General features: G+C 69.3%; 20 protein-coding genes and 1 tRNA gene. 15 read left to right on the plus strand and 6 right to left on the minus strand.

The features are described from left to right. Positions 1-59: 59 nt before the first annotated feature. On the minus strand, positions 60-746 hold the full coding sequence (locus ACIRDX_RS01650) for a Crp/Fnr family transcriptional regulator (protein ID WP_396623660.1): 687 nt from the start codon (positions 744-746) through the stop codon (positions 60-62). A gap of 154 nt (positions 747-900) precedes the next feature. On the opposite strand from ACIRDX_RS01650, the gene ACIRDX_RS01655 reads away from it, so the two are divergent. Further along, positions 901-2,889, plus strand: coding sequence for a DUF3604 domain-containing protein (locus ACIRDX_RS01655; protein ID WP_396623661.1), 1,989 nt, complete (start codon positions 901-903; stop codon positions 2,887-2,889). Positions 2,890-2,927: 38 nt separating this feature from the next. On the opposite strand, the gene ACIRDX_RS01660 is transcribed toward ACIRDX_RS01655, so the two are convergent. Then, positions 2,928-3,515: an HdeD family acid-resistance protein gene (locus ACIRDX_RS01660; RefSeq protein WP_396623662.1), complete on the minus strand. Its 588-nt coding sequence runs from the start codon at positions 3,513-3,515 to the stop codon at positions 2,928-2,930. A gap of 499 nt (positions 3,516-4,014) precedes the next feature. Here ACIRDX_RS01660 and ACIRDX_RS01665 point away from each other — a divergent pair, with 499 nt between their 5' ends. The 10 genes from ACIRDX_RS01665 (at position 4,015) to ACIRDX_RS01710 (ending at position 15,421) form a co-directional block, all read left to right on the plus strand. Continuing rightward, complete coding sequence (locus tag ACIRDX_RS01665) at positions 4,015-4,743, plus strand: hypothetical protein (protein ID WP_396623663.1); 729 nt, start codon at positions 4,015-4,017, stop codon at positions 4,741-4,743. Between the two features lie 68 nt (positions 4,744-4,811). Continuing rightward, the gene (locus tag ACIRDX_RS01670) at positions 4,812-5,840 is read left to right on the plus strand and encodes a DUF481 domain-containing protein (RefSeq protein WP_396623664.1); all 1,029 of its coding nucleotides are present in this window, start codon (positions 4,812-4,814) and stop codon (positions 5,838-5,840) included. A gap of 172 nt (positions 5,841-6,012) precedes the next feature. Continuing rightward, on the plus strand, positions 6,013-7,305 hold the full coding sequence (locus ACIRDX_RS01675; protein ID WP_396623725.1) for an OprO/OprP family phosphate-selective porin: 1,293 nt from the start codon (positions 6,013-6,015) through the stop codon (positions 7,303-7,305). 154 nt (positions 7,306-7,459) lie between these two features. Beyond that, positions 7,460-9,835, plus strand: coding sequence for a tetratricopeptide repeat protein (locus tag ACIRDX_RS01680; RefSeq protein WP_396623665.1), 2,376 nt, complete (start codon positions 7,460-7,462; stop codon positions 9,833-9,835). A 47-nt stretch (positions 9,836-9,882) separates the two neighbouring features. After that, positions 9,883-11,769, plus strand: coding sequence for an ATP-binding protein (locus ACIRDX_RS01685; protein WP_396623666.1), 1,887 nt, complete (start codon positions 9,883-9,885; stop codon positions 11,767-11,769). Next, a complete protein-coding gene (locus tag ACIRDX_RS01690; protein WP_396623667.1) occupies positions 11,766-12,383 on the plus strand; it encodes a response regulator transcription factor in 618 nt (205 codons plus the stop codon). Before ACIRDX_RS01685 ends, ACIRDX_RS01690 begins: the two co-directional genes overlap by 4 nt. A gap of 126 nt (positions 12,384-12,509) precedes the next feature. Continuing rightward, positions 12,510-12,881: a response regulator transcription factor gene (locus ACIRDX_RS01695; RefSeq protein WP_396623668.1), complete on the plus strand. Its 372-nt coding sequence runs from the start codon at positions 12,510-12,512 to the stop codon at positions 12,879-12,881. Between the two features lie 73 nt (positions 12,882-12,954). After that, positions 12,955-13,845 (plus strand): hypothetical protein, encoded by an 891-nt coding sequence (locus tag ACIRDX_RS01700; RefSeq protein ID WP_396623669.1) that lies wholly within the window; start codon positions 12,955-12,957, stop codon positions 13,843-13,845. A 94-nt stretch (positions 13,846-13,939) separates the two neighbouring features. After that, positions 13,940-14,740, plus strand: a complete 801-nt coding sequence (locus tag ACIRDX_RS01705) for a carbon-nitrogen hydrolase family protein (protein WP_396623670.1) — start codon at positions 13,940-13,942, stop codon at positions 14,738-14,740. A 63-nt stretch (positions 14,741-14,803) separates the two neighbouring features. Then, positions 14,804-15,421 carry a hypothetical protein gene (locus ACIRDX_RS01710; RefSeq protein ID WP_396623671.1) on the plus strand — a complete coding sequence of 206 codons (618 nt, stop codon included), beginning with the start codon at positions 14,804-14,806 and terminating at the stop codon, positions 15,419-15,421. Here the strand turns inward: ACIRDX_RS01710 and ACIRDX_RS01715 are convergent. From ACIRDX_RS01715 to ACIRDX_RS01725, 3 genes are all read right to left on the minus strand, one after another. Next, positions 15,418-15,765: a hypothetical protein gene (locus ACIRDX_RS01715; RefSeq protein ID WP_396623672.1), complete on the minus strand. Its 348-nt coding sequence runs from the start codon at positions 15,763-15,765 to the stop codon at positions 15,418-15,420. The genes ACIRDX_RS01710 and ACIRDX_RS01715 overlap by 4 nt on opposite strands. Positions 15,766-15,976: 211 nt before the next feature. Then, positions 15,977-16,051: transfer RNA gene (locus ACIRDX_RS01720), tRNA-Val, on the minus strand. A 100-nt stretch (positions 16,052-16,151) separates the two neighbouring features. Continuing rightward, positions 16,152-16,967 (minus strand): phosphatase PAP2 family protein, encoded by an 816-nt coding sequence (locus tag ACIRDX_RS01725; RefSeq protein WP_396623726.1) that lies wholly within the window; start codon positions 16,965-16,967, stop codon positions 16,152-16,154. 167 nt (positions 16,968-17,134) lie between these two features. On the opposite strand from ACIRDX_RS01725, the gene ACIRDX_RS01730 reads away from it, so the two are divergent. Both ACIRDX_RS01730 and ACIRDX_RS01735 read left to right on the plus strand, forming a co-directional pair. Further along, positions 17,135-17,491 (plus strand): stress response translation initiation inhibitor YciH, encoded by a 357-nt coding sequence (locus ACIRDX_RS01730; protein WP_396623673.1) that lies wholly within the window; start codon positions 17,135-17,137, stop codon positions 17,489-17,491. Positions 17,492-17,673: 182 nt separating this feature from the next. Further along, entirely contained in the window at positions 17,674-19,056 is a 1,383-nt protein-coding gene (locus ACIRDX_RS01735; RefSeq protein WP_396623674.1) for an acetylxylan esterase, read from the plus strand. A gap of 308 nt (positions 19,057-19,364) precedes the next feature. On the opposite strand, the gene upp is transcribed toward ACIRDX_RS01735, so the two are convergent. Next, entirely contained in the window at positions 19,365-19,988 is a 624-nt protein-coding gene (gene upp / locus ACIRDX_RS01740) for a uracil phosphoribosyltransferase (protein WP_396623675.1), read from the minus strand. A gap of 284 nt (positions 19,989-20,272) precedes the next feature. Here upp and ychF point away from each other — a divergent pair, with 284 nt between their 5' ends. After that, on the plus strand, positions 20,273-21,370 hold the full coding sequence (ychF, locus tag ACIRDX_RS01745) for a redox-regulated ATPase YchF (protein WP_396623676.1): 1,098 nt from the start codon (positions 20,273-20,275) through the stop codon (positions 21,368-21,370). 98 nt (positions 21,371-21,468) lie between these two features. After that, positions 21,469-22,908: an amidohydrolase gene (locus tag ACIRDX_RS01750; protein WP_396623677.1), complete on the plus strand. Its 1,440-nt coding sequence runs from the start codon at positions 21,469-21,471 to the stop codon at positions 22,906-22,908. The last annotated feature ends 42 nt before the right edge of the window (positions 22,909-22,950 follow it).

Below are 22,950 nucleotides of genomic sequence, written 5' to 3' on the forward strand. Positions count from 1 at the left end.
GAATTCAGCGTTCAGAGTGACGGGGGCGTCGGCGGCATCGCGGGCGCCCTCGTCGTGCGTCAGGGCATCCCGGCGGCGGATGCGCGCAGCGCCTCGACGTCGGGGATCGTCACCGAGCCGTGCCCGAGACGCACCAGGCCTTGACCGGCCAATGTTCGCAGGCGGGTATTGGCCTGCTGGCGCGCCATGCCGACCAGATCTCCCACTTCGGCCTGCGTGAGCGCGAGCACCACGGGGCCGGCCGCGTCGCCGATCTCCCCACGCCGGATGTCGGCCAGATCGGCCAGTCGCACGCGGATCAATGTGTCGGGCGGCAACGTGCGGGTCTCGGCGACGAACTTGTACATGTAGCGGGAACGCCGGTGGACGACGGTCGACACGGCATCGGCGAGGCCAGGCACCTGCGGCGTGAGCCGACGGTAGTCCGCGCGAGTGAGCAGGAGGGCTGTCGCGGTCGTACGGGCCACGACCGTCACCCAAAGCTGGCCGCCCTCTTCGAGGACCGCCGCCTGCCCGAACCAGAAGCCTGGTTGTCCCACGTGGATGAGTGCCGGCCCATGCTCGTCGACCTGCCGCAGCGCGCGGATGGTCCCCTCGACGAGCCAGTAGATCCCCGCACCCCGCGTGTTCTCCGACTGGATCACCTGTCCGCGAGTGAAGCGGCGCTCGGTCAGGCTCGCCAGCATGAGCGCCTGCTCGCCGCTGCCGAGGCCGGCGAACCAACCCTGCTGACGCAGCACTGCCACATGCGGCGATGCGATGGCGGGCCCTGGGGATCGGCGAGGGTGCGAAGCCATGATGGACGTGGCACACGACAGATGTCTGCGGTCAGACAGACACGGTCCGTAGGAGGGCAGTCTAATGCCAAGTCCACACTCTCCATCTCCGCGGAGCTCCACGATGCACGCATCACGCCTCCTCGTCCTCCTGTCGTTCACCGTGGGCGCCCTGTCGGCTTGCGGCGGCCCCGCCCCGACATCGGCTGGCCCTGAATCGTCAACGGCGCCACAGGTGGGCGGCCCGGCCGCGCCGGGGTCCACCGGCGCGGCGGTCGTCGCCGACGTGCCGGTGCCGACGCGGTCGGTGCAGTACTCGCCGTACCCCGACAAGGTCTTTCCCGACCGGGTCTACTTCGGCGACACGCACCTGCACACGTCGTACTCGACAGACGCCGGCATGGTCGGTGCCACCGTCGGGCCCGAGGAGGCGTACCGCTTCGCCCGGGGCGAGACGGTGAAGTCGAACCACGGGTCACCCGTACGGTTGCAGCGTGCGTTGGACTTCCTGGTCATCGCCGATCATGCAGAGAACCTCGGGCTGGCGCCGATGATTGCCGAGTCTGCCCCGGCACTTCTCGCCAACCCGTGGGGCAAGCAGGTGCACGACCTGGTGAAGGCGGGGAAGGGGCCCGACGCCTTCAACCTCTGGATTGCGGCCATGGGCGCGCTGAAGGATCCCTTCAAGGGGCAGGGCGAACAGCTGGCGCGCCCCGCCTGGCAGCGCCTAACGGCCGCCGCCGAGAAGTACAACGCGCCCGGCCTCTTCACGGCGATCATCGGCTACGAGTGGACGTCGGGGCCCAACGGCAACAACCTGCACCGCAACGTGCTGTTCCGGGACGGGAAGGCGCGGGCCGACACGATCATCCCCTTGTCCTACTACGACACGGGGGATCCCGAGGACCTCTGGTCCTGGATGGAGACCTACGAGAAGAAGACGGGCGGCAAGCTGCTGGCCATCGCCCACAACGGCAACCTCTCGAACGGCTTGATGTTCGACGACGTCACGCTGACGACCAGGAAGCCACTGGACCGCGCGTACGCCGAACGCCGCATGCGCTGGGAGCCCGTGTACGAAACCACGCAGCCGAAGGGTGATGGCGAGACGCACCCGTTCCTGTCGCCGACCGACGAGTTCGCCAACTACGAGCGGTGGGACAAGGGCAGCTTCGGTCCGGAACTCAAGACCACGGACATGCTGCGCCGAGAGTACACACGCGAGGCCCTCAAGCGCGGCCTGGCCTACGAGCAGACGCTCGGCGCCAATCCCTTCAAGTTCGGCATCATCGGCTCCACCGACATGCACACGGGGCTCGCCACGCCGGCCGAAGACAACTTCTACGGCAAGGTCGCCATGCTCGAGCCGTCGGCTGACCCCATCCGTTTCGACGAGGTCATCATCGGACGCGTGCCGGCCGGACGCGCGCGCAAGGACCAGCACCTCGCGCGCGAGACCAGTGCCTCCGGCCTGGCGGCCGTGTGGTCGCGGGGTAACACGCGCGAGGCCATCTGGGACGCCTTCGCGCGCAAGGAGGTCTACGCCACGACGGGCACGCGCCTCCTGGTGCGCGTGTTCGGGGGCTTCGGCTTCACCGCGGCTGACCTCGACCGGTCCGACTTCGCCGAGCAGGGCTACGCGCGCGGCGTACCCATGGGCGGCGACCTGAAGGCAGCCCCGGCCGGCAAGCGACCGGGCTTCCTGATCCGCGCGCTGCGCGACGTGGACGGCGCGAACCTCGATCGGGTGCAGGTCGTGAAGGGCTGGGTCGACGACGCGGGCAAGACGCAGGAACGCGTGTTCGACGTGGTGTGGTCGGGGAACCGCAAGCCTGGGACCGGGGGCAAGTTGCCCCCGGTGGGCAACACCGTGAACGTGGCCGACGCCTCGTACACCAACAGCATCGGCGCGCCGGCGCTGCAGGCCTTCTGGCAGGACCCGACCTTCGACCCGTCGCAGCGGGCGTTCTACTACGTGCGCGTCATCGAGATTCCGACGCCACGCTGGACGACCTACGACGCGAAATTCTTCAAGAAGGCGCTGCCGACCGACGTGCCGGCGACGATCCAGGATCGCGCGTACACGACGCCGATCTGGTACACACCGCACTGACGTGCACGCGTCACGACGTCACTGCAGCGGCCGGTCCATCAGGCAGCCGAGGGCGCCGGCAGGTTGCGGACCCGCAAGGCGAAGGCGATCCTGAGCACACCGGTCACGATCGACCAGAGGGCCACCACGAACACAATCGACAGCGAGGTGGCCAGCGGCGTGACGAAGATCGACAGCCCGAAGAGAATCGACAGCGTCCCCGTGACGTACAGCATCCATTCCTTGGTCGTCCGCTGCCGAATCTTCCACCCCAGCGTCACGAGCAGCACACCTGCCATCAAGGCCTGGAACGCGATCGTGTAGACGAACACGATCAGGCTCAACGGCGGGTTCATGAGCACGTAGGCGCCAACCAGCGCACCGAGGACACCGAGCAGGAGGAGGAGCCACCACCCATCCTTTTCCCGGTGCTGGAGGGCCCCGACGACGCTCGAGACGCCATCGACGAGGATGTCGACCGCGAAGAACGTGGCCAGGACGAACAAGCCGATGCCGGGCCGCGCGAACGCGAGCAACCCGAACGACAGCGAGGCGAGGCCACTCACGAGGAACACCCACCACGTTCGGCGTGCCAGCGCGCGCACGTCATTGAGGGCCGGCACGTCCGCTCTCGTCTGAACTGTCATGCCGCCATCGTCCGCCTCAGGGGCGGGCCTGGCAACTAGCGCAAAGGCGAAGGGCCTTGGCCGGGGCCGCCCGGCGCCATCGACCTGCATCCGGCGCTCGAATCCACGCCGGGCGAGCCGCGCCTGGAGTTGTACCTGCCCGACCGCCTCCACTGTTTGCGGCCGGCCTACGACCGCATGGCTGCGGTGGTCACGCCGATCCTCACGCAGGTGTGGCACGATGTCTCGCGCCAAAGGCGGTGAGCGCGCTGTCGGCCGAACGCGATGCCCTGATGACGTCCTTCAGCGCGTGTGGCAGGGCAGCTGGGGGGCTGCGAATCCCGGCCGGCATCGAGGGGCGCCGAGCGCATGGCGTGGCTTCGAGGCTCTGTCATTCAGGAAGGTTGGCGCTGCCCCGAGCTGCGCTTCATTCTGAATTCTGAATTCTGCTTGCCCATTCGGGCAGTGATCCTGCCCCTCGTTCCAGTGGAGGACGGCGCGTCTCGCCGTACCATGAGTCATGCGTAATCTCTTCCGTGCGATCGTTGCCACCCTCATCGTCTGCCCCGCGCTTGCCGCGCCCGCTGCCGCCCAGTCCGATCGCTGGGAAGTGAGCCTCACCCCATACCTGATGGGCGCCTCGATGAGCGGCACCAGCGGGATTCGCGGCCGCGAGGCCGAGGTCGACATCTCGGCCTCCGATATCCTGTCGAACCTCGAGTTCGGCGCCATGGGCATCCTCACGGCGCGCAAGGGTAACTGGGGCTTCGGCGGCGATGCCCTCTGGATGGCGCTCGGCGCCACCACCAACCGCCCCGATGCCGACGTCGACGTCAACCAGGGCGGCTTTGCCGGGTATGGCCTGCGCCGCCTGGGCGCCGGCGCCGACCTCACGTTCGGCGCGCGCGTGAACACGATCCAGAGCGAGATCTCGTTCAAGGGGCCGCTCGGGCTCGTGGTGGAGCAGAACAAGACCTGGGTGGACCCGCTGGCGGGGCTCCTCCTGCACACCGCCCCGGGTCGCCGGGTCGGCCTCCGCGTGTACACCGAGGTCGGCGGCTTCGGCGTCGGCTCGAAGTTCGTGTGGCAGGTGTTCCCGACGATCAACATCGGCCTCGGCTCGAAGGCCTCGCTCGACCTCGGCTACCGCTGGCTCGACATGAACTACGAGGACGGCGAGGGCAACGAGAAGTTCACGTACGACATGCTCACCCAGGGCCCGGTCATGGGCCTGACCTTCCGCTTCTGAACCTGGCCTGACGCGCGTCCGGCGACTCCACGCTGGACGCCCGGCGCCCGTCCATGGATGCTTGGCGCGTGCGTCGCCTCCTCCTCATCCTCCTCTGCGTCGTCGCCGGCCTGATGCCGGCGACGCGTGCGGAGGCCGGACCGAAGCTCGATTTCGTCGTCTTCGAGAACGGCGACGGGCTCGTCTGCGAGATCAAGAGCCTGTCGCGCGGGCGCCTGAGCCTCAGCACCGACGCCTTCGACACGGTCAAGGTCTACTGGAGCCGCGTCACCCGCATCGGCAGCGGGCGTCCGCTGCAGATCGAACTGGCCAACGGCGAGCGGTACTTCGCGACGCTGACGGCACTCGGGGGGCGGCGTGCTGGACTCGTGCGCCCGGGCGCCGACCGCCTCGACGTCGACCTCGACGACATCGTCCGCATCCAGCCGGTGGAATCGAGCCTGTGGCAGCAACTCGACGGCACCGTCGACCTCGGCTTCAACTTCGCCAAGGCCAACCGCGAGACCCGCTACACGGTCAACGCGTCGAGCGTCTACCGCAACCCCCGCTACGAGAGCCGCGGATCCTTCAGCGGCCAGACCACCCTGCGCGACGACGCCGAGCGGGTGCAGCGGCGATCGGCGACGCTCAATGGGAACCGCTTCATCGGCCCGCGGTGGTCGGCGCTCGTGCTGGGGCAGTACCAGGCCAACGACGAACTCGACCTCGAATACCGCACGGTGCTCGGCGGCGGCATGGGGCGGTACCTCGCCCAGTCCAACCGGACGATGCTGCAGGTGTACGGCGGAATCGCCTGGACGCGTGAGCAGTTCACCGATCAGGACGTCGCTGACCGTCCGGAACTGGTCGCGGGCGGCACCTGGGACTGGTTCAGCGCCCGCGACAAGAGCATCGACCTCACATCGTCGGTTGTCTCGTACTACGCCCTCGGGGACCAGCGACGGACGCGCCTCGAGACGCAGAGCGCGCTCCGCGTCGAGTTCCTCGGCGACTTCTACGCCAGCCTGAACGGCTACACGAGCTACGACACGCACCCGCCTGCCGGCCGAGAGAAGGTGGACGCCGGCGTGAGCCTGACCTTCGGCTGGTCGTACTGAAACCTGTCGGCAGTCGGCAGGCGGCAGGCGGCAGGCGGCAGGCGGCATTCCGGCATCGCAGCATCGCGGCATTACCAGCGAAGTGAGCGAACCCTGCCCTTTCGGGCAACGCGTCAGCCCTTGGTTCAGCTTGGCGGCGCCCGCCGCTCCGCCGATCCTCTGTACCGTGCGCATGACGTCGTCGCTCCGACTCCTGGCCCTGTCGGTCCTCACCGTGCTGTGCCTCGGCCTTTCCACAACCGCGGCGCGCGCCCAGGCGCCTGAATCGGAACTCGCCCCGAAGCCGGGAGAATTCGACCCTGAGGAATACACGGCGCCGGCCACGGGGTTCGCCATTCCCGACGTCGCCACCGCCATCGAGAAGAAGACCCAGGTCAAGTCGAAGTGGTTCACGATGAAGTTCGGCCTGGTCACCCTTGCCGACTACACCGCCTTCAGCCAGGACGCGGCGAGCGTCGAGCAGGTGGGGGTGCAGGAGAACCAGTGGAACGCCCGCGCGGCGCGTGTGATGGTGCGCGGCGGCATGGGCAAGGTGAAGTACCTGGCCGCTGCCGAGTACAAGGGCTTCGAGTCGGAGCCGGAGCAGACGTGGCAGTTGACCGACCTGTGGGTGATGATTCCCATCGGCTCGCGGTCCACCACCGTCACGCTCGGCAAGCAGAAGGAGACGTTCGCGTACGAGATGGTAGGCGATGCGGCGAACCTCAATGCCCAGGAACGCGTGCTGAGCCCGTTCTTCGTCTCGCGCAACGTCGGCATCACCGTGCGTCGACTCTTCGGCAAGAAGCACAACGTGAACCTCTCGGCGGGCGTGTACAACGACTGGTTCGTGAACGACGACGACTTCGACGACAGCGGCACCGACGCCACCGTGCGCCTCACGGGGCTCGTGTGGAGCGCCGACAAGGATCGGAGCTACCTGCACGTGGGGTCGTCGTGGCGGTACTTCGGCGCCGACAACGACACGATGCGCTACAAGGGACGGCCGGAGTCCAACGTCACGAGCAACTACGTGGACAGCGGCAACCTGTCGGGGGACCACGCCAGGCACCTCGGCTTCGAGGGCCTGTGGAACGTGCGCGGCTGGTCGCTGATGGGCGAGTACATCCAGGCCTGGGTGCGTTCGGACATCTCGGGAGACCCGACGTTCAAGGGCTACTACGTGACCACGAGCTACGTGCTCACTGGCGAGAACCGCCCGTACGACCGCACGGTCGGGTACGCCCGCCGGGTGATGCCGACCCGGAAGTGGGGCGCGCCCGAACTGGTCTTCCGCGTCGCGCACGAGGACATCGACGACGGCAGTGTGCAGGGCGGCACGTTCAACAAGACCTACCTGGGCGTGAACTGGTGGGCGACGCGGCGCTGGAAGTTCGGCGTCGGCTGGAACTACACGATTCTCGACCGCTTCCAGAAGGAAGGCCGCACGCACGCGGTGCTGACCCGGTTCCAGTGGGTGTACTAGCTGATTCTCGTAATGCTGCGATGCTGCGATGCCGAATGCCGGAAGGCACGAAGGTCGAAGGCACGAAGGTCGAAGGTCGAAGGTGGAAGGACGAAGGTGGAAGGGGCCAGCCCCAAGCCCCTAGCCCCCGCCTTGTGATACTCGTGTAGCCGCCGTGCTCGTTTCTCTTCCGACCCGCCTGACCGGCCTCGTCTCGTCCGCGTGCCTCCTCGGAGCCCTCGGGCTCCTCGTCGCGGCCATCGGTTGTTCCTCCACTCGCGAGCCCGGGGCCACCGTTGCTGGCGGCGGCGCCGATCCGGTGGCGCTCGCGGCGTCGGCGACCTACGTGGGTCGTGCCAAGTGCGCGACCTGCCACAAGGAGGAGGACGCGCGGTACCAGGGGTCGCATCACGACCTGGCCATGCAGGAGGCCACGCCGGCCACCGTGCTCGGCGATTTCTCCGGGGCGACGTTCACGTACGCGGGCACGACCAGCCGGTTCAGCACGCGCGACGGCAAGTACATCGTGCGCACCGATGGCCCCGACGGCCAGCTGCGCGACTTCGAGGTCGCGTACGTCTTCGGTGTCTATCCGCTGCAGCAGTACCTCATCGGCTTCCCGGACGGCCGGTATCAGGCGCTCAGCATCTCGTGGGACGCGCGCCCGAAGGCGCAGGGCGGGCAGCGCTGGTATCACCTGTACGCCGGCGAGAAGGTGACGCACACCGACGTCCTGCACTGGACCAAGTTCAGCCAGAACTGGAACGCCCAGTGCGCCACGTGCCACTCGACGAACCTGCGCAAGGCCTACGACCGCAAGACCGACACCTACAAGACGACGTGGTCCGAGATCGACGTGTCGTGCGAGACGTGCCACGGCCCGGCCTCCGCGCACGTCGCCTGGGCCGAGCGTCATGGCCCCGGCAAGGCCGATCCGTCGCTGACGGCGGCCGATCTCGGCCTCACCGCATCGCTGCGCGAGCGTCGTGGCGTCCAGTGGACGATGCAGGTCGACAAGGGGATCGCGACGCGCACGCCGGCGCTCGGCGGCACGCGGCACGAGGTCGAGGTGTGTGCCCCGTGCCACGCGCGGCGCGTCGAGCGCATGGATGCGCACGTGCCTGGCCAGCCCTTCCTGATGTCGTACCGGCCGACCTTCCTGTCCGAGGGGCTGTACCGGCCGGACGGCCAGATGCAGGACGAGGTGTACAACTACGGCTCGTTCCTGCAGAGCAAGATGTACATGGCGGGCGTGACCTGCGCGGACTGCCATGACCCGCACAGCCTGAAGCCGAAGGGCGACGGCAACGGCGTGTGCGCGCAGTGCCACCTGCCGACCACGTTCGACGTGAAGGCCCATCACGGCCACGAGCCGGGCACGCCCGGTGCGTCGTGCGTGGCGTGCCACATGCCGACGGTGACCTACATGGGCGTGGACGCACGGCACGATCACAGCTTCCGCGTGCCGCGGCCGGACTTCAGCGAGCGATTCGGCATGCCCGACACGTGCACCACGTGCCACACGGGCAAGACCCCGGCCTGGGCGGCCGCGGCGCTGGATCGATGGAGCCCGACGTGGCGACAGCGCCCCCACTTCGCCCCGACATTCGCGGCGGCGTCGCAGGGGCGTGCCGATGCGGTGGCGCCGCTGCGCGCCCTGGCGTCCGATGCCAGCCAGGCGCCGATCACGCGGGCCACGGCGGTCGAGTGGTTGTCCACGACGGCGCCCGGCCAGGTCGAACCCGTCCTCGACGCGCTGGCCCGCGACCCGCAGCCGCTCGTGCGGCTCGCGGTGGCGCAGGGGTTGGCGCGCCTCGAACCCGCGGCGCGGGCGCGGGTCGGTGGCGCCCTGCTGGAGGACCCCGTACGAAGCATCCGCCTCGATGCCGCGTCGGCGTTGGCCGGTGAGCCAGCGCAGTGGTTGCCGGCCGGGCAGCGTACCGCACTGGAGCGCGCCCTGGCCGACGTGCGGACGTCGGAGCTCTTCAACGGCGATCGACCAGAGTCGTTCGTCAACCTCGCCCTGATGGAAGAGCGTCGCGGCAACGTGGCCGGGGCCATCGCCGAGTACGAGGCGGCCACCAGGTACGCGCCCTGGTTCCTGCCGGCGTACGTGAACCTCGCGGAGTTGCAGCGTCAGGGCGGCGATGAGGCGAAGGCGGAGGCCACGCTCCGGCGCGCACTCGTGTCGGTGCCGGACGACGCGACGGTGCTCTACGCGCTCGGCTTGTCGGTGTATCGGCAGCAGCGGCCCGCCGAGGCGGTCGACCTGCTCAAGCGGGCCGCCACGCGAGCGCCCGAGGAACCGCGGTACCCGTTTGCGTATGCGTTGGCCCTCGATGGCCAGGGCAAGCGCAGCGAGGCGCTGGCCGTCATCGATGCCGCCCTCGTCCGCCATCCCGACAACCGGGACCTGCTCGACGCCGGCCTCGGTGTTGCCCAGAAGGCCTCCGACATCGACCGGGCGCGGGAGTACGTCCGGCGTCTCCTGCTGGTCGCGCCTGGAGACCCTGCCTTGGTCCAGTTGGCAAAGGCCCTCGGGGTGCGGTGATCTGATGTGCCCAGTGTGGCCAGATGGCCACACTAGGGTATCCATTGATGTTGCCACGTCGCCCCGGACGCCTGATGGCTGCCGTGCTCCTGTGCCTGCTGTCGGTGACGGCCGCGTCGACCCGCGTCCAGGCTGACCAGCCACGGCCCGTGCTGGTCCTGTACTCGGTGGGCCGGCTCCTCCCAGCCATCCTGGAGTTCGATCGCGGGTTCCGCCAGCACAGCCTTGTGCCGGACGGCCAGCAGGTGGAGCTCTACGAAGAGTTCCTCGACGCGGCCCGCTTCAACGGGGCGGACTACGAGACCGCCCTGTCCGATCACCTGGTGCGGAAGTACGCCCAACTGAGACCAGACGTGGTGGTGGTCGTCGGACGCGAGGCGCTGGAGTTCGCCTTGCGCCATCGGGACCGCCTGCCGACAGGGACGCCGGTGGTGCATGCGGTTGTGACCCTCGACGACCTCGCTCGGCTGGGCGCGCTCCCGGCCGGCTTCATCGGCGTACCCACCGAGGACGTGTTCGTCCCGACCGTGGAGCAGGCCCTTCGTTGGCACCCGGAGGCCAGACGCCTGGTCGTTGTCGTTGCCACGGCGGTGCGGCGCGATCGCCTGTGGTACGAGCGCGTGATGGCCGAGAAGGCGCGGTTCGAGCCGAGGGTGACGGTCGAAGTACTGGCTGACCTGCCGACCGCCGACGTCACGGCGCGATTGCGGCGACTGGGCAACGAAGCCGTGGTGTTCACGCCCGGCTACCACCAGGATGGCGCCGGGGCGTTCATGACGCCGTTCGCCTCGGTGCAGGCCATGCGTGCAGCGACGCGCGCGCCGATGTATGGCGCCTTCAGCACCTATCTCGAGGCGGGCATCGTCGGCGGCTACTGGACCGACTTCGAGTCGCAGGGCCGCGAAGCGGCGCGGGCGGTCACGCAGCTGCTCGCTGGCGCGCCCCCGGCGACGGTTCGACTTCCGGCCAGCGCGCCTGCCGCGATGCATGTCGACTGGCGGCAGTTGCAGCGGTATGGCATCCACGAGGCGGCCCTGCCGCGTGGGGCCGTGGTGCATTTCCGCGAGGCGTCGCTGTGGGAGCGCGACCGCAACAAGGTGCTCGGGGCCCTCGGCATCATCGCGCTGCAGGCGGCCCTCATCGGCGGCCTGCTGATCGAGCGTCGCCGGCGGCGTCACGCCGAGGTGTCTGTTGCCCGGTCGCGCAACGAACTGGCGCATGCGTCGCGCCTGGCTGTCGCCGGGGAACTGGCCGCGGCGCTGGCGCACGAGATCAACCAGCCCCTCGGGGCCATCCTCAGCAATGCCGACACCGCGGAACTGATTCTCGAGTCCGGGGTCGAACGGCCCGAACTGCTGCGGCAGATCCTGGCCGATATCCGGCGCGACGACGTGCGCGCCAGCGAAGTGATCAAGCGACTGCGCACGCTCCTGCAGAAGAACGAGGTCGAGCGTGTCCCGGTCGTCCTCGACGACATCGTCACCGAGGTGGAACTCGTCCTGCGGCCGGAAGCGCGTCGTCGCGGCGCCCAACTCGTCGTGTGGACACCGGCCGAGCGGTCGACCGTGCTCGGCGACCGCATCCAGATCCAGCAGGTGCTGATCAACCTCGTGCTGAACGCCTTCGACGCCACGGCCGACTTGCCCGACAGTCGCCGCACGGTCACCATCACCGTGCAGCGACATGCCGACGATGTGAGCGTGGACGTGCGCGACCACGGACCGGGCATCTCGGCCGTGCCCGTCGACAAGGTCTTCGATTCGTTCTTCACCACCAAACGTTCGGGAATGGGCCTCGGCTTGTCGATCGCGCGCACGATCGTCGAGGCGCACCATGGCCACATCGGCGTCGCCAACGCCGCCGAGGGGGGCGCCGTGTTCACGATGGTGCTGCCGTACGCGGTGCTTGCGCCCGGCACGGGGAGGGCAGCATGAGCCCGGCGGTCATCCACATCGTCGACGACGACGAGTCGCTGCGCACGGCACTGGTGCGGCTCGTGGAAGCCCTCGGACACGAGGCGCGAGGCTACGCGACGACCGGGGACTTCCTCCTGAACCTGCCGGAGGACCGCCACGGGTGCGTGTTGCTCGACGTGCAACTCCCCGGACCGTCTGGCCTGGACCTGCAGGCGGCCCTTGGCGGCAAGGGGATTGCCCTGCCGGTCATCGTGATGACGGGGCACCCGGACGTGGCGGCCAGCGTGCGGGCGATGAAGGCCGGCGCCGTCGACTTCCTGACCAAGCCCATCGATCGGCCCGCCCTGCTGGAGGCGCTGTCGCATGCCCTGACGCGCGATCTCACGCGACGGACCGCGGCCGCCGAGGCCGAGGCCCTGCGCTCCAGGTTCGCCGGGCTGTCGACGGTCGAGCGCAACGTCTTCGACGGCATCGTGGTCGGCCGCCTGAACAAGCAGATCGCCGACGACCTGGGCATCGCCGAGCGGACGGTGAAGCTCCACCGGGCGCGCCTGATGGAGAAGTTGGGCGTCGACTCGGCGGCTGAACTCGGCCGTCTCGCCGAACGTCTCACCCTGGCAGGCGTGGAGTGAGGGGGGTGCCCCTTGGGGCAGCCGCGTTGCCCCTCGTTCAAGTGGGCAGCGACGCCATGACGGCCGATGATGAAGCGTGCCGTTTCCTCCTGCCCCACGTTCAGGGGACATGCCCGGAGTCCTGCGATGACCGACAGCCCGGTCGTCATCGTGGTGGACGACGACGACAGCCTGCGCGACGCCATGCGCCGCCTGCTGGACGCGGGAGGGTTCTCCCCGGTAGCGTATGCTTCGGGTGAGGCGCTGATGGCCGACGGCCTGCGGCCGGAGGCGGCCTGCGTCGTCACCGACCTGAAGTTGCCGGGCATGAGCGGCCTCGACCTGCTCGCCCGGCTCAAGGCCCTGCGGGCGCCGCTGCCCGTCGTGCTGATTACCGCGCACGACGACGCGCACACCCGGGAGAACGCGCTGCAGCACGGCGCGTCGGCGTACATCGCCAAGCCGTTCCGCGGCACCGCGCTGCTGCAAGTCATCTCGTCGGTCCTCGGCCGCGCCTAGCGGGCCAGGGGCTGTGGCTGTACCCGCGTGCCGGTGGCATGCGACCTCTTCATCCCCCAATGCTGGAGCCCTGATGTCCTCGAACCTGTTCCGAGTCCTTGCCGCGGCGGTCTGCACCGTCGCCGTCGCCGCGCCCGTCGCGGCGCAGGCGCCCGCCTCCTCCGAGGTGAGTGCCCCCGTGTCATTCACCCTGCCCTCGACGTTGCCCGCGCTGGACACCACGTCCACGGCGCGCGAGGCGACGGCGGCGAGCCGCCAGGTGGGCACGTCGTCGTCGGGCGACTGGCAGTTCACGGTGTACCCGATCCTGGTGTGGGTGCCGCTCAGTATCGGGATCGAGGTGGACCTGCCGTTCGACCTCGGCGCCGGCGGTGGCAGCGGCGGTGGTGGCGGCGTCGGCAGCGGCAACACCGGCAACATCGACCTGGTCGACACCCGCTTCGACGGCGCGGCGCTCGCCGGCTTCTCGGCCACCAACGGCACGTGGCGCTTCGACTTCGACGGCGTGTATGCGGCCATCGGCGGCGACGTGAACCTGCCGCGCGTGAACCTTGATGCCAACCTCATCTACCTGCACGCCACGGCGAGCCGCAAGATCGCCGGCGACTTCTTCGTGTCGGGCGGCGTGCGCCGCGTGGCGACCAAGTTCGAGGCCCGCGTGCTCGACCGGTACGACTTCGAGACCAAGCCCGGCATCTGGGATCCGCTGGTCGGCGTCGGCTATCACAAGGTCGCCCCGAAGGTGGAGTTCCACGCGACGGCCGAGTACGGCGGCTTCGGTGTGGGCGCAGACTCGGACTTCGGCGCCGCCGCGCGTCTCGACTGGAAGCCCTGGTCGCACTTCGGCTTCACGGCCGGCTACAGCTACTTCCAGTTCAAGTTCACCAAGGAGCTCGGTCGGTTCGACTTCACGGCCAAGCAGCGCATCGCGGGCCCGACGGTCGGTCTCGGCATCTACTTCTAGCGGTGAGGGGCCGGGCGCGGCCTTCGACCGTGCTCAGGCCGCCCCGAGCACAGTCGAGGGGGGAGCCGCCCGGCCGCCTGGCACGCGACCTCGCGTGCATACTGACGCCGAGATGGCCTTCCGCATCGCCCTCGCCAACCTGCCGTTCCCTGCCAGTCCAGACGACGCGGTGGCGCGTTCCCTGGCGGCCGTCCACGAGGCGGCCGCCTGCGGCGCGGCCGTGGTCTGTTTCCCCGAATGCTATGTGCCGGGCTATCGCGCGCCCGGCAAGGGCGTACCGCTTCCCGACGCCGCGTTTCTCGAGCGGGCCGTCCACGACGTGGCGGCTGCGGCCGCGGCGGTAGGAGTGGCCGTCGTGCTGGGCACGGAGCGCCTCGTCGATGACGCCCTCCGCGCCTGCGCCGTGGTGATCGATGGGGCAGGGCAGGTGCTGGGCGTGCAGGACAAGGTGCAGGTCGACCCGTCCGAAGACGGGCTGTACGCGCCGGGCGATGGGCGGGCCGTGTTCGAGGTGGCCGGGGTGACCATCGGCGTCACGATCTGCCACGAGGGCTGGCGATACCCGGAGACCGTGCGCTGGGCGGTGCAGCGGGGGGCGCAGGTGGTGTTCCATCAGGCGTTTCACGAGGCCGAGCCGGGCGGGTTCCGCCCGACGATGTTCGCCGACCCCCGGAACACCTTTCATGAGAAGGCCGTGCTGTGTCGCGCCGCCGAGAACACGTGCTTCGTGGCCACGGTGAACTACGCGGGCGACGGCTCCCCCACGACATCGGCCGTGGCGCGGCCCGACGGCACGCTGCAGGCGTGGCAGCCCTATGGCCTCGCCGGCCTGCTCGTGGCCGACCTCGATCTCTCGCAGGCGACCCGCCTGCTGGCGATGCGCTGCCGTTCCTGAGGGGGCGTCCGCCGCCCGTACAATGTCGGTTCGGCCGAGCCGGGCTCGGCCCAAGGAGTCCTGATGATTCGCATGCTCACGCGCGCCGCCGTGCTGGCGGTGGCGCTGCCGGTCGTGGTGCTGGCCGGCACGAAGTTCACGTCCACCTGGGTCGCCCCCGAGGCGCGGGGTGTCCAGTTCACAGGCAAGAAGGTCGTGGTGGTGGTGATGTCGCCCGACGACAGCCTGCGCATGTCGGGCGAGGAGGGCATGGTCGCGCAGCTCACGCCGCGTGGCATCGACGCGGTGGCCGCCTACCGGGCGATCCCGAAGGAGATCCTGAAGGACACCGAGCAGGCGCGTGGCTGGTTCGAGCGCACCGGCGTGCAGGGCGTGGTGGTGATGCGGCTGGTGGGCAACGACAAGCGCACGACGTACGTGCCGCCGTCGTGGAGCGAGGGCTATTACTCGTCGCTGTGGGGGTACTACGGCTACGGCTGGGGCGCGATGTACGACCCGGGGTATGTGCGCCAGGACAGGGTGGTGTCGATCGAGACGCTGATCTTCAGCGTGCCGATGAACAAGCTGCTGTGGGCCGGCTCGAGCGAGTCGACCAACCCGAAGGACTCGCGCAAGCTCCTCGCCGACCTCGTGAAGGAGGCGGCCAAGGAGATGAAGAAGCAGGGACTGTCGGTGCGCTAGACGGTGGCCGGCGGGGGCGACGGGCGCGGTACCCGCCGACGCTCCACGAGCGGCCACGTGGCCTGCGAAGCGGGAGGCGGCGTGTCGGTCGGCGTGTCGATCGACTGCCCGTCCTCTTCGGGGAAGAGACCCAGGAAGTCGTGCAGGTGCCCGCCGACCTCGTCGACGACCACGACCTGTGCCACGCCTTCGTGATCGGCGGGTGGGGCGACCGGCGCGGCCGGTGTTGCCGCGGCGCCGAGGGATGTCGGCGGCGGCCCCAGAAACAGGTCGGTGAAGATGTGCGCGAGTCTCCGCATGCGTAGCCCGGCCACGGCGGTGGCCCGGTGCTGCTGGGGGCGCACCGCTTAGCCTACTTTACACGGTCGCGGCGCGTTGCGAAACCTCAGGCCGCCGCGGCTTCGACCAAAGACAGAGGGATCAACGCTGCCCCGCTCGCGGGCGAACGGGCAGCGCCGTCGAGGCGGGAGGACGCGCTCTGGCCGCCGACGCTGCCGCGAACGGCGCGAGGCTGTCGCCGGCCAGGCGATCTACGTCGTTGGGTTGGGTGATGGATGGTGCGCAGTACTGGATTCGAACCAGTGACCCCCGCCGTGTGAAGGCGGTGCTCTACCGCTGAGCCAACTGCGCACTCGAGGTGGGGAGTGCCTCGTTCTGGCGCGTGGGGCGCGACCAGCACGAACCTCGGACTATAGCGCAGCTGCCACGGCGAGGCAAGCCCGCGGCGGCGTCAGTGCCCGCCCCAGGCCCGCCACAGCCCCCACCAGGCGGCGGCCACGACCGCACCCAGCACCGTGTCGACGAGGAAGTGATACCGGCCCACCACCGTGGCCACGCAGATCACCGTGGCAAGCACGGCGAATACCGGTGCAGCCGGCGCCCCGAGCGACGCGACCGCGAGCGCCACGGCGACCGCCCCTGCGGCGTGGCCGCTGGGAATCGTGTTCATCAGGTGGCTGCCCTGCGAGAGGACGAACTCGTTGGCCACGCGGATGGCTGACCGCGCCTGCAGGTCCCGTGTCCACGGCTCGAGCGCCCGCGGCGGCCGCGCCTGCAGCCACGCCAGCGCGAGATAGCTGGTGGCTTCGGCAGGGAACACCAACTGCCAGTACCGGTCGACCGCCGCGTGACCACCGGCCGACCAGGCCGCCCACATCCCGAGGGGCAGCATCGGGTACACGGAGAGATACGCCAGTTCGAGCAGCCCGAGCAGCCACGGCTGGCCCCGCAGCCAGTGTTCCGGGTGCGCCGGGCCGAGCACCGCGTGATCGACCCGGGTGAGCCACGCCTCCAGCCGCTCGTCAGGCGCGAGGAAGAAGTGCCCGGCGATGCGATATGCGGCAAGCACGTACAGCCCCGGCAGCAGGTTGCGGACGACGCCCGCCAGGCCCTCGGGCGGAAGCGCGGCGCCGAGCCTCACCACGGCGCCCAGCCCCAGGCATGCCGTGATCACCCGCATCCGCTGCGGCGCGGGCAGCCGGAGCCGCAGCGACACCACCAGCGCGACGGCGCACCACGCCAGCACGAGGAACTCGGAGAGACGCATCACGGGGACGGCGGTGGCAATTCGAAATTCGACATGTGAAATTCTCGCGGCGCGGGCTTTCGGCCACGCGCCTCGGGACGCCGCGCGCGAGCGAAGGCCGTGAGGCCGAGCCGCCGGAATTTCGAATCTCCAATCTCGAATTGCGTGGCCATGTGATCATGCCCCACGTGAGCGATCGCGGTTCCCGCCTCGTGTACTCGTCCGATGCCGGACGCACCTGTCCCACCTGCGGCTGGCCGGCCAACAACTGCCAGTGCAGCACGCGACGTGCCGCGCAGGAGCCCGTGCCCGCGAAGATCACCGCGAAGCTCCGCATGGAGAAGAAGGGCCGCGGCGGCAAGACGATGACCGTCGTCGATGGCCTGCCGCGCAACGACGCGTTCCTGAAGGACCTGTGCGCCGAGTTGAAGCGCCTGTGCGGCACCGGCGGCGCGGTGGCCGACGGCGCCATCGAACTGCAGGGCGACCTCCGCGAGCGCCTCCGCCCGCACCTGCTCGCGAAGGGCTTCGTCGTCAAGGGATGACCCCGTCGACATGAATGTCGACGGCCACGAACCCCGGCCGCCTGAGGTCGTACCCCGAGCATGTTTCTGAGCCGTGATCCTTCAGGATGCTCTATGAGCCTTGAGCCCTGAGCCCTGAGCCCGCGCTCTCATGAGGCATGAGGCATGAGTCATGAGGCATGACTCATGACATGCTGCCACCCATGCGTTTCCCTCGTCGCACCCTCGCCAGCCTCGCCCTGTCGTGCGCGCTCGCTGCGCCCGGCGTCGTGTCCCACGCCACCGCTCAGGACGTGATCACGGGCACACCCGAAATCGTCGTCACGCCCACCGTGCCGTCGTGGACCTACACGGTGGGCAGCCCGGCGTCGTTCCGCGTCGAGGTGCGACGCGACGGCCATCCGCTGCCGGGTGTGGCCGTCACCGTTCGCTGTGGCTCCGAGATGTTGCCGCCGACCATCACGAAGGAGGTCACCAGCGGCGCCGCTCCCGTCGTCATCGACGCCGGCACGATGACGAGCCCCGGCTTCCTGCGCTGCATCGGCACCGCTCAGCACGAGGGGCGCACCTATCGGGGCCTCGGCACCGCCGGCTTCGACCCGCAGAAGCTCGCGCCCACGGTCATCAACCCCTCCGACTTCGACGCGTTCTGGGATGCCGGCAAGGCGTCCCTCGCGAAGATCCCCGTCGACCTGACGCGCGAACTCCTCCCGTCGTACGGCGGGCCGGGCATCACCGTGTCGCACGTGAGCTTCCAGACGGTCGGCCTCGATGCAGCCGGGACGGGTACCAGCCGCATCTACGGCATCCTGTGCGAGCCCTCGGCCCCCGGGAAGTATCCGGCCCTGCTCTCGGTGCCGGGCGCGGGCGTGCGTCCGTACCGCGGCCTGATCACGCCGTGCCAGCACGGCATCATCACGCTGCAGATCGGCATCCATGGCCTGCCGGTCACACTCGACCCCGCCGTGTACACCGGGCTCGGCGCCGGCAGCCTGTCGCGCTACTTCATGAACAACGTCGAGGATCGCGACCGCTTCTTCTATCGCCGTGTGTATCTCTCAACCGTGCGCGCCAACGACGTCCTCACGAGCCTGCCCAACTACGACGGCACCAACCTCGGCGTCGTCGGCGGCAGTCAGGGCGGTGCCCTCGCCATCGTCACCGCTGGACTCGACTCGCGCGTGACGGGGCTGTCGTCGACCTTCCCGGCGCTTGCCGATCTGACGGGCTACCTCAACAACCGCGCCGGCGGCTGGCCGCACTTCTTCCACCCCACGCGCCCCGGGCCGAAGCCGACGCCGGAGGCCCTGCGCACGCTGCCGTACTACGACGTGGTCAACTTCGCCCGTCGCGTGAAGGCGCCGGGCATCTACACCTGGGGCTACAACGACGAGACGGTGCCGCCGACGTCGATCTTCGCGGCCTTCAACGTCATCACCGCGCCGAAGCACTGGATGCTGGCGCTGACCACGGGCCACAACACGACGCCCGAGCAGAACGCGCGCATGGACGCCTGGATGGAGGAGTTGCTGAAGTCGGGCAAGCGGCCCGCAGCCATTCCGATGCCCGCGCCGCTCGTGCCGTAACGCGACATCCCTGGGCCGGGTTGGGACAACCGGCCCTACCGCCTCGAACCGCCAACGTCAACGTCGGCGGCCACGAACCTCTGGGACACGTAGGCGTCGGCCATGGCCGACGCGTGGGGCGGGCGAGGAGCGATCTTCCGGGAAGATCACTGACCGTCGCCCAAGGGCGACGGCTACAACTGGGCGAGGGCGACGGCTACAGCCGTGGCGCCTATCCGCCGACGTGAACGTCGGCGGCCACGAACCCCCTGGGCACCAAGGTTCGTGGGCGTCGACCTTCAGGTCGACGCGCCTTTCCGCACAGTCGGTTACATCGTGCCGAAGAGGCGGTCGCCGAAGTCGCCGAGCCCGGGCACGATGAACTTGTGCTCGTTCAGGTGGCTGTCGATGGCCGACGTGTAGATCTGCACGTGCGGCATGTGCCGCTCGACTTCCGCGATGCCCTCTGGGGCGGCGACGATGCAGAGGAGGCGCAGGTGACGGGCGCCGCGCGCCGCGAGCAGCTGCAGCGAGGCGACGGCGCTGCCGCCCGTGGCCAGCATCGGATCGATCAGCACCACTTCGCTGTTGTCGAGTCCGGCCGGGAACTTCGCGTAGTACTGCGAGGCCACGGCCGTTGCCTCGTCGCGCTGCAACCCGATGTGGCCGACACGCGCGTGTGGCACCACCGACAGCACGGCCTCCAGCATGCCGAGGCCGGCGCGCAGCACCGGCACCACCACGACATCGCTGGCGATGCGGGCGCCCTCGGCCGGTCCGAGCGGCGTCTCGACGGTGATCGCCTCGGTGGGGAGGTCGCGCATCGCTTCGGTCGCGATGAGCACGCTCAGGCGTTGCGCGTACTGGCGGAAGAGCGGCGACGGTGTCTGCTTGTCGCGCAACTGCGTCAGGAGCGCGCGGGCGACGGGATGCGAGATCAGGTGAACCGGCACGCCACGCACTCTATCTGAAGGGGCAGGCTGCAGGCTACGGGCCAGAGGCCACCTGGCGCATCGCGCCCTCTCCATTCAGAACTCCGAATTCTGAACTGCAGGGCGGACTTTCGCAGCGCCCTGCCAGGCGGGTCGATCACATCCGCCTGGTCCTGGTGTCGGACTGGGCCGACAGGGTCGAGGGGGAGGGCCGCGGGGGGCCTGCAGACGGTAGCCCGCAGCCGTTCTACAATGAGCAGTTCGCGACAGGGCGGATGGACCGTCCGAGGCGACTCCTTCTTCCCATGCTTCGACTCGGCATCGTCGGACTCCCGAACGTCGGCAAGTCCACGCTCTTCAACGCGCTCACGTCGGCCGGGGCCCTCGTGGCCAACTACCCGTTCGCGACCATCGAGCCCAACACCGGGATCGTGATGGTGCCGGATCCCCGGCTGGGGAAGCTGGCCGACATCGTGTCGCCGGAGCGCACGGTGCCCGCCTCGGTGGAGTTCGTGGACATCGCGGGCCTGGTGAAGGGCGCCAGCCAGGGCGAGGGCCTGGGCAATCAGTTCCTGCACAACATCCGCGAAGTGGACGCCATCGTCCACGTGATCCGCTGCTTCGAGGACGAGAACATCCAGCACGTGATGGGGCAGCCCGACCCGTCGCGCGACCGCGAGATCATCAACATCGAGCTCGGCCTGGCCGACCTGTCGACCGTCGAGAAGCGGCTCGAGAAGTCGGTGAAGATGGCGCGCTCGGGCGACGCGGCCGCCAAGGCCGAGGTGGCGATGGTCGAGGCCGTCAAGGCGCTGCTCGAGGCGGGCAAGCCGGCACGCCTGTACGAGCCGGCCGACGAGATGCTGCCCGCGTTCAAGGGCCTCAATCTCCTCACGTCCAAGCCGGTGCTGTACGCCGCCAACGTCCGTGAGGACGAGGCCGCCGAGGGCAACGCGTTCGTCCGGGCTCTCGAGGCGCGCATCGCCGAGGAACACGAGACGGCGGAAGTGGTCGTGTTCTCGGCGAAAGTCGAGGCCGAACTTGCCGAACTCGAGCCGGAGGAGCGAGCCGAGTTCCTGGGCTCGCTCGGGCTCACCGAGTCGGGGCTCGACCGCCTCGCTCGCGCCGCGTACCACCTGCTGGGCCTGCGCAGCTACTTCACGGCCGGCGAGAAGGAGGTCCGCGCGTGGACCATCCATGCCGGCGACAAGGGACCTGCGGCAGCCGGCGTCATCCACACGGACTTCGAGAAGGGCTTCATCCGCGCCGAGACGGTGGCCTTCGACGACTTCGTCCGGGTCGGCGGCTGGAAGCCGGCGCGCGAGCAGGGCCTGGTGCGTTCGGAAGGCAAGGAGTACGTCGTGCAGGACGGCGACGTGCTGTTGTTCCGCTTCAACGTCTAAGGGCAATTCAGAATTCAGAGTTCGGAATTCAGAATTTGCAACTCAGAGTTCGGGATTCGAAGTTTCAGGGCTCAGGGTTCGGTCAGGGGAGACAAGACGTGACGACGCGCGGACGATTGCTGAGCGGGCTGGCGACCGCAGTGCTGCTGCTGGCGGGATGCGGTCGATCCTCGACCGACACGGCTGGCGCGTCCACGCCCGCGGCCGGCCCGGCGAAGGCACAGGCCTCGCTCGTCATCACCGGCGGGACCGTCGTCACCGTCGACGACGAGCGGCGGATTCTCTCGCCCGGGGCAGTCGCCATCGACGGGACCGATATCGTCGGTGTCGGGACACCCGAGGACATCGCTGCACGGTTCGCGCCGCGCGAGACGATCGACGCCACCGGCCAGGTGGTGATGCCAGGGCTCATCAACACGCACACGCATGCGGCGATGGTGCTGTTCCGCGGTCTCGGCAACGATCTCAACCTGCAGGACTGGCTGACGAAGTACATCTTCCCGGCCGAAGGCAAGACCGTGGCGCCCGACTTCGTGCGCGCCGGCACACGGCTGGCCGCGCTCGAGATGATCCTCGGCGGCACCACGACCTTCGTCGACATGTACTACTTCGAGGAGGAAGTGGGGAAGGCGACGCGCGAGGCCGGGTTGCGCGGGGTGCTCGGCCAGACGGTGATTCAGTTCCCCGTCGGCGATGCGAAGACGCCTGAAGAGGCCCTCGCTCGCACGCGGACGTTTGCCACCGCCTTCCGCGGCGACGCGCTGGTCACGCCCGCCGTCGCGCCGCACTCCATGTACACGCTGAGCGCGGAAACCCTGCAGGCGGCCGACCGCCTTGCGCGCGAGATGCGTATCCCGCTGCTCATCCACCTCGAGGAGACGAAGACGGAGCGCGACGACTCGATGAAGGCGCACGGGCAGTCGCCCACCGCGTACCTCGCCAAGCTCGGCGTGCTGGGCCCGCACGTGCTCGGCGCGCATGGGGTGTGGCTCGGCCCCGACGACATCCGCCTCGCTGCGCAGGCGCGGATGGGGATCTCGCACAATCCGGAAAGCAACATGAAGCTGGCCAGTGGCACGGCGCCGATCGCCGACTACGTCGCCGCGGGCGTGTCGGTGGGTCTCGGCACCGATGGCGCCGCCAGCAACAACGACCTCGACATGTTCGAGGCGATGCGCCAGGCCGCGTTTCTGCAGAAGGTCGTGCGCGTCGATCCCACGGCCGCCCCGGCGTCCCTGGTGCTGGAGATGGCGACACGGCGAGGCGCGGCCGCGATCGGCATGGCCGACCGCATCGGCCAGCTGACTCCCGGCCGGCGCGCCGACGTGATCATCGTCGACACGACCCATCCGCACCTGCAACCGATGTTCGACCCGGTCGCGCAGGTGGTGTACGCCGCCAAGGGCAGCGACGTCCGCACGACCATCGTCAACGGCCGCGTGCTGATGCACGACCGCGTCGTGAAGACGCTCCCGTCAGCCGAGGTGCTCGCCGAGGCGCGCGTGATGGCGGAGCGGGTGAACGCTGCAATCAGGTAATTCGAAATCGGACATTTGAAATTCCGGGTTGCTCGGCTCGCG

It is taken from the genome of Luteitalea sp., from assembly GCF_044337415.1.
In the GTDB taxonomy this organism is placed as follows: Bacteria; Acidobacteriota; Vicinamibacteria; order Vicinamibacterales; family Vicinamibacteraceae; genus Luteitalea.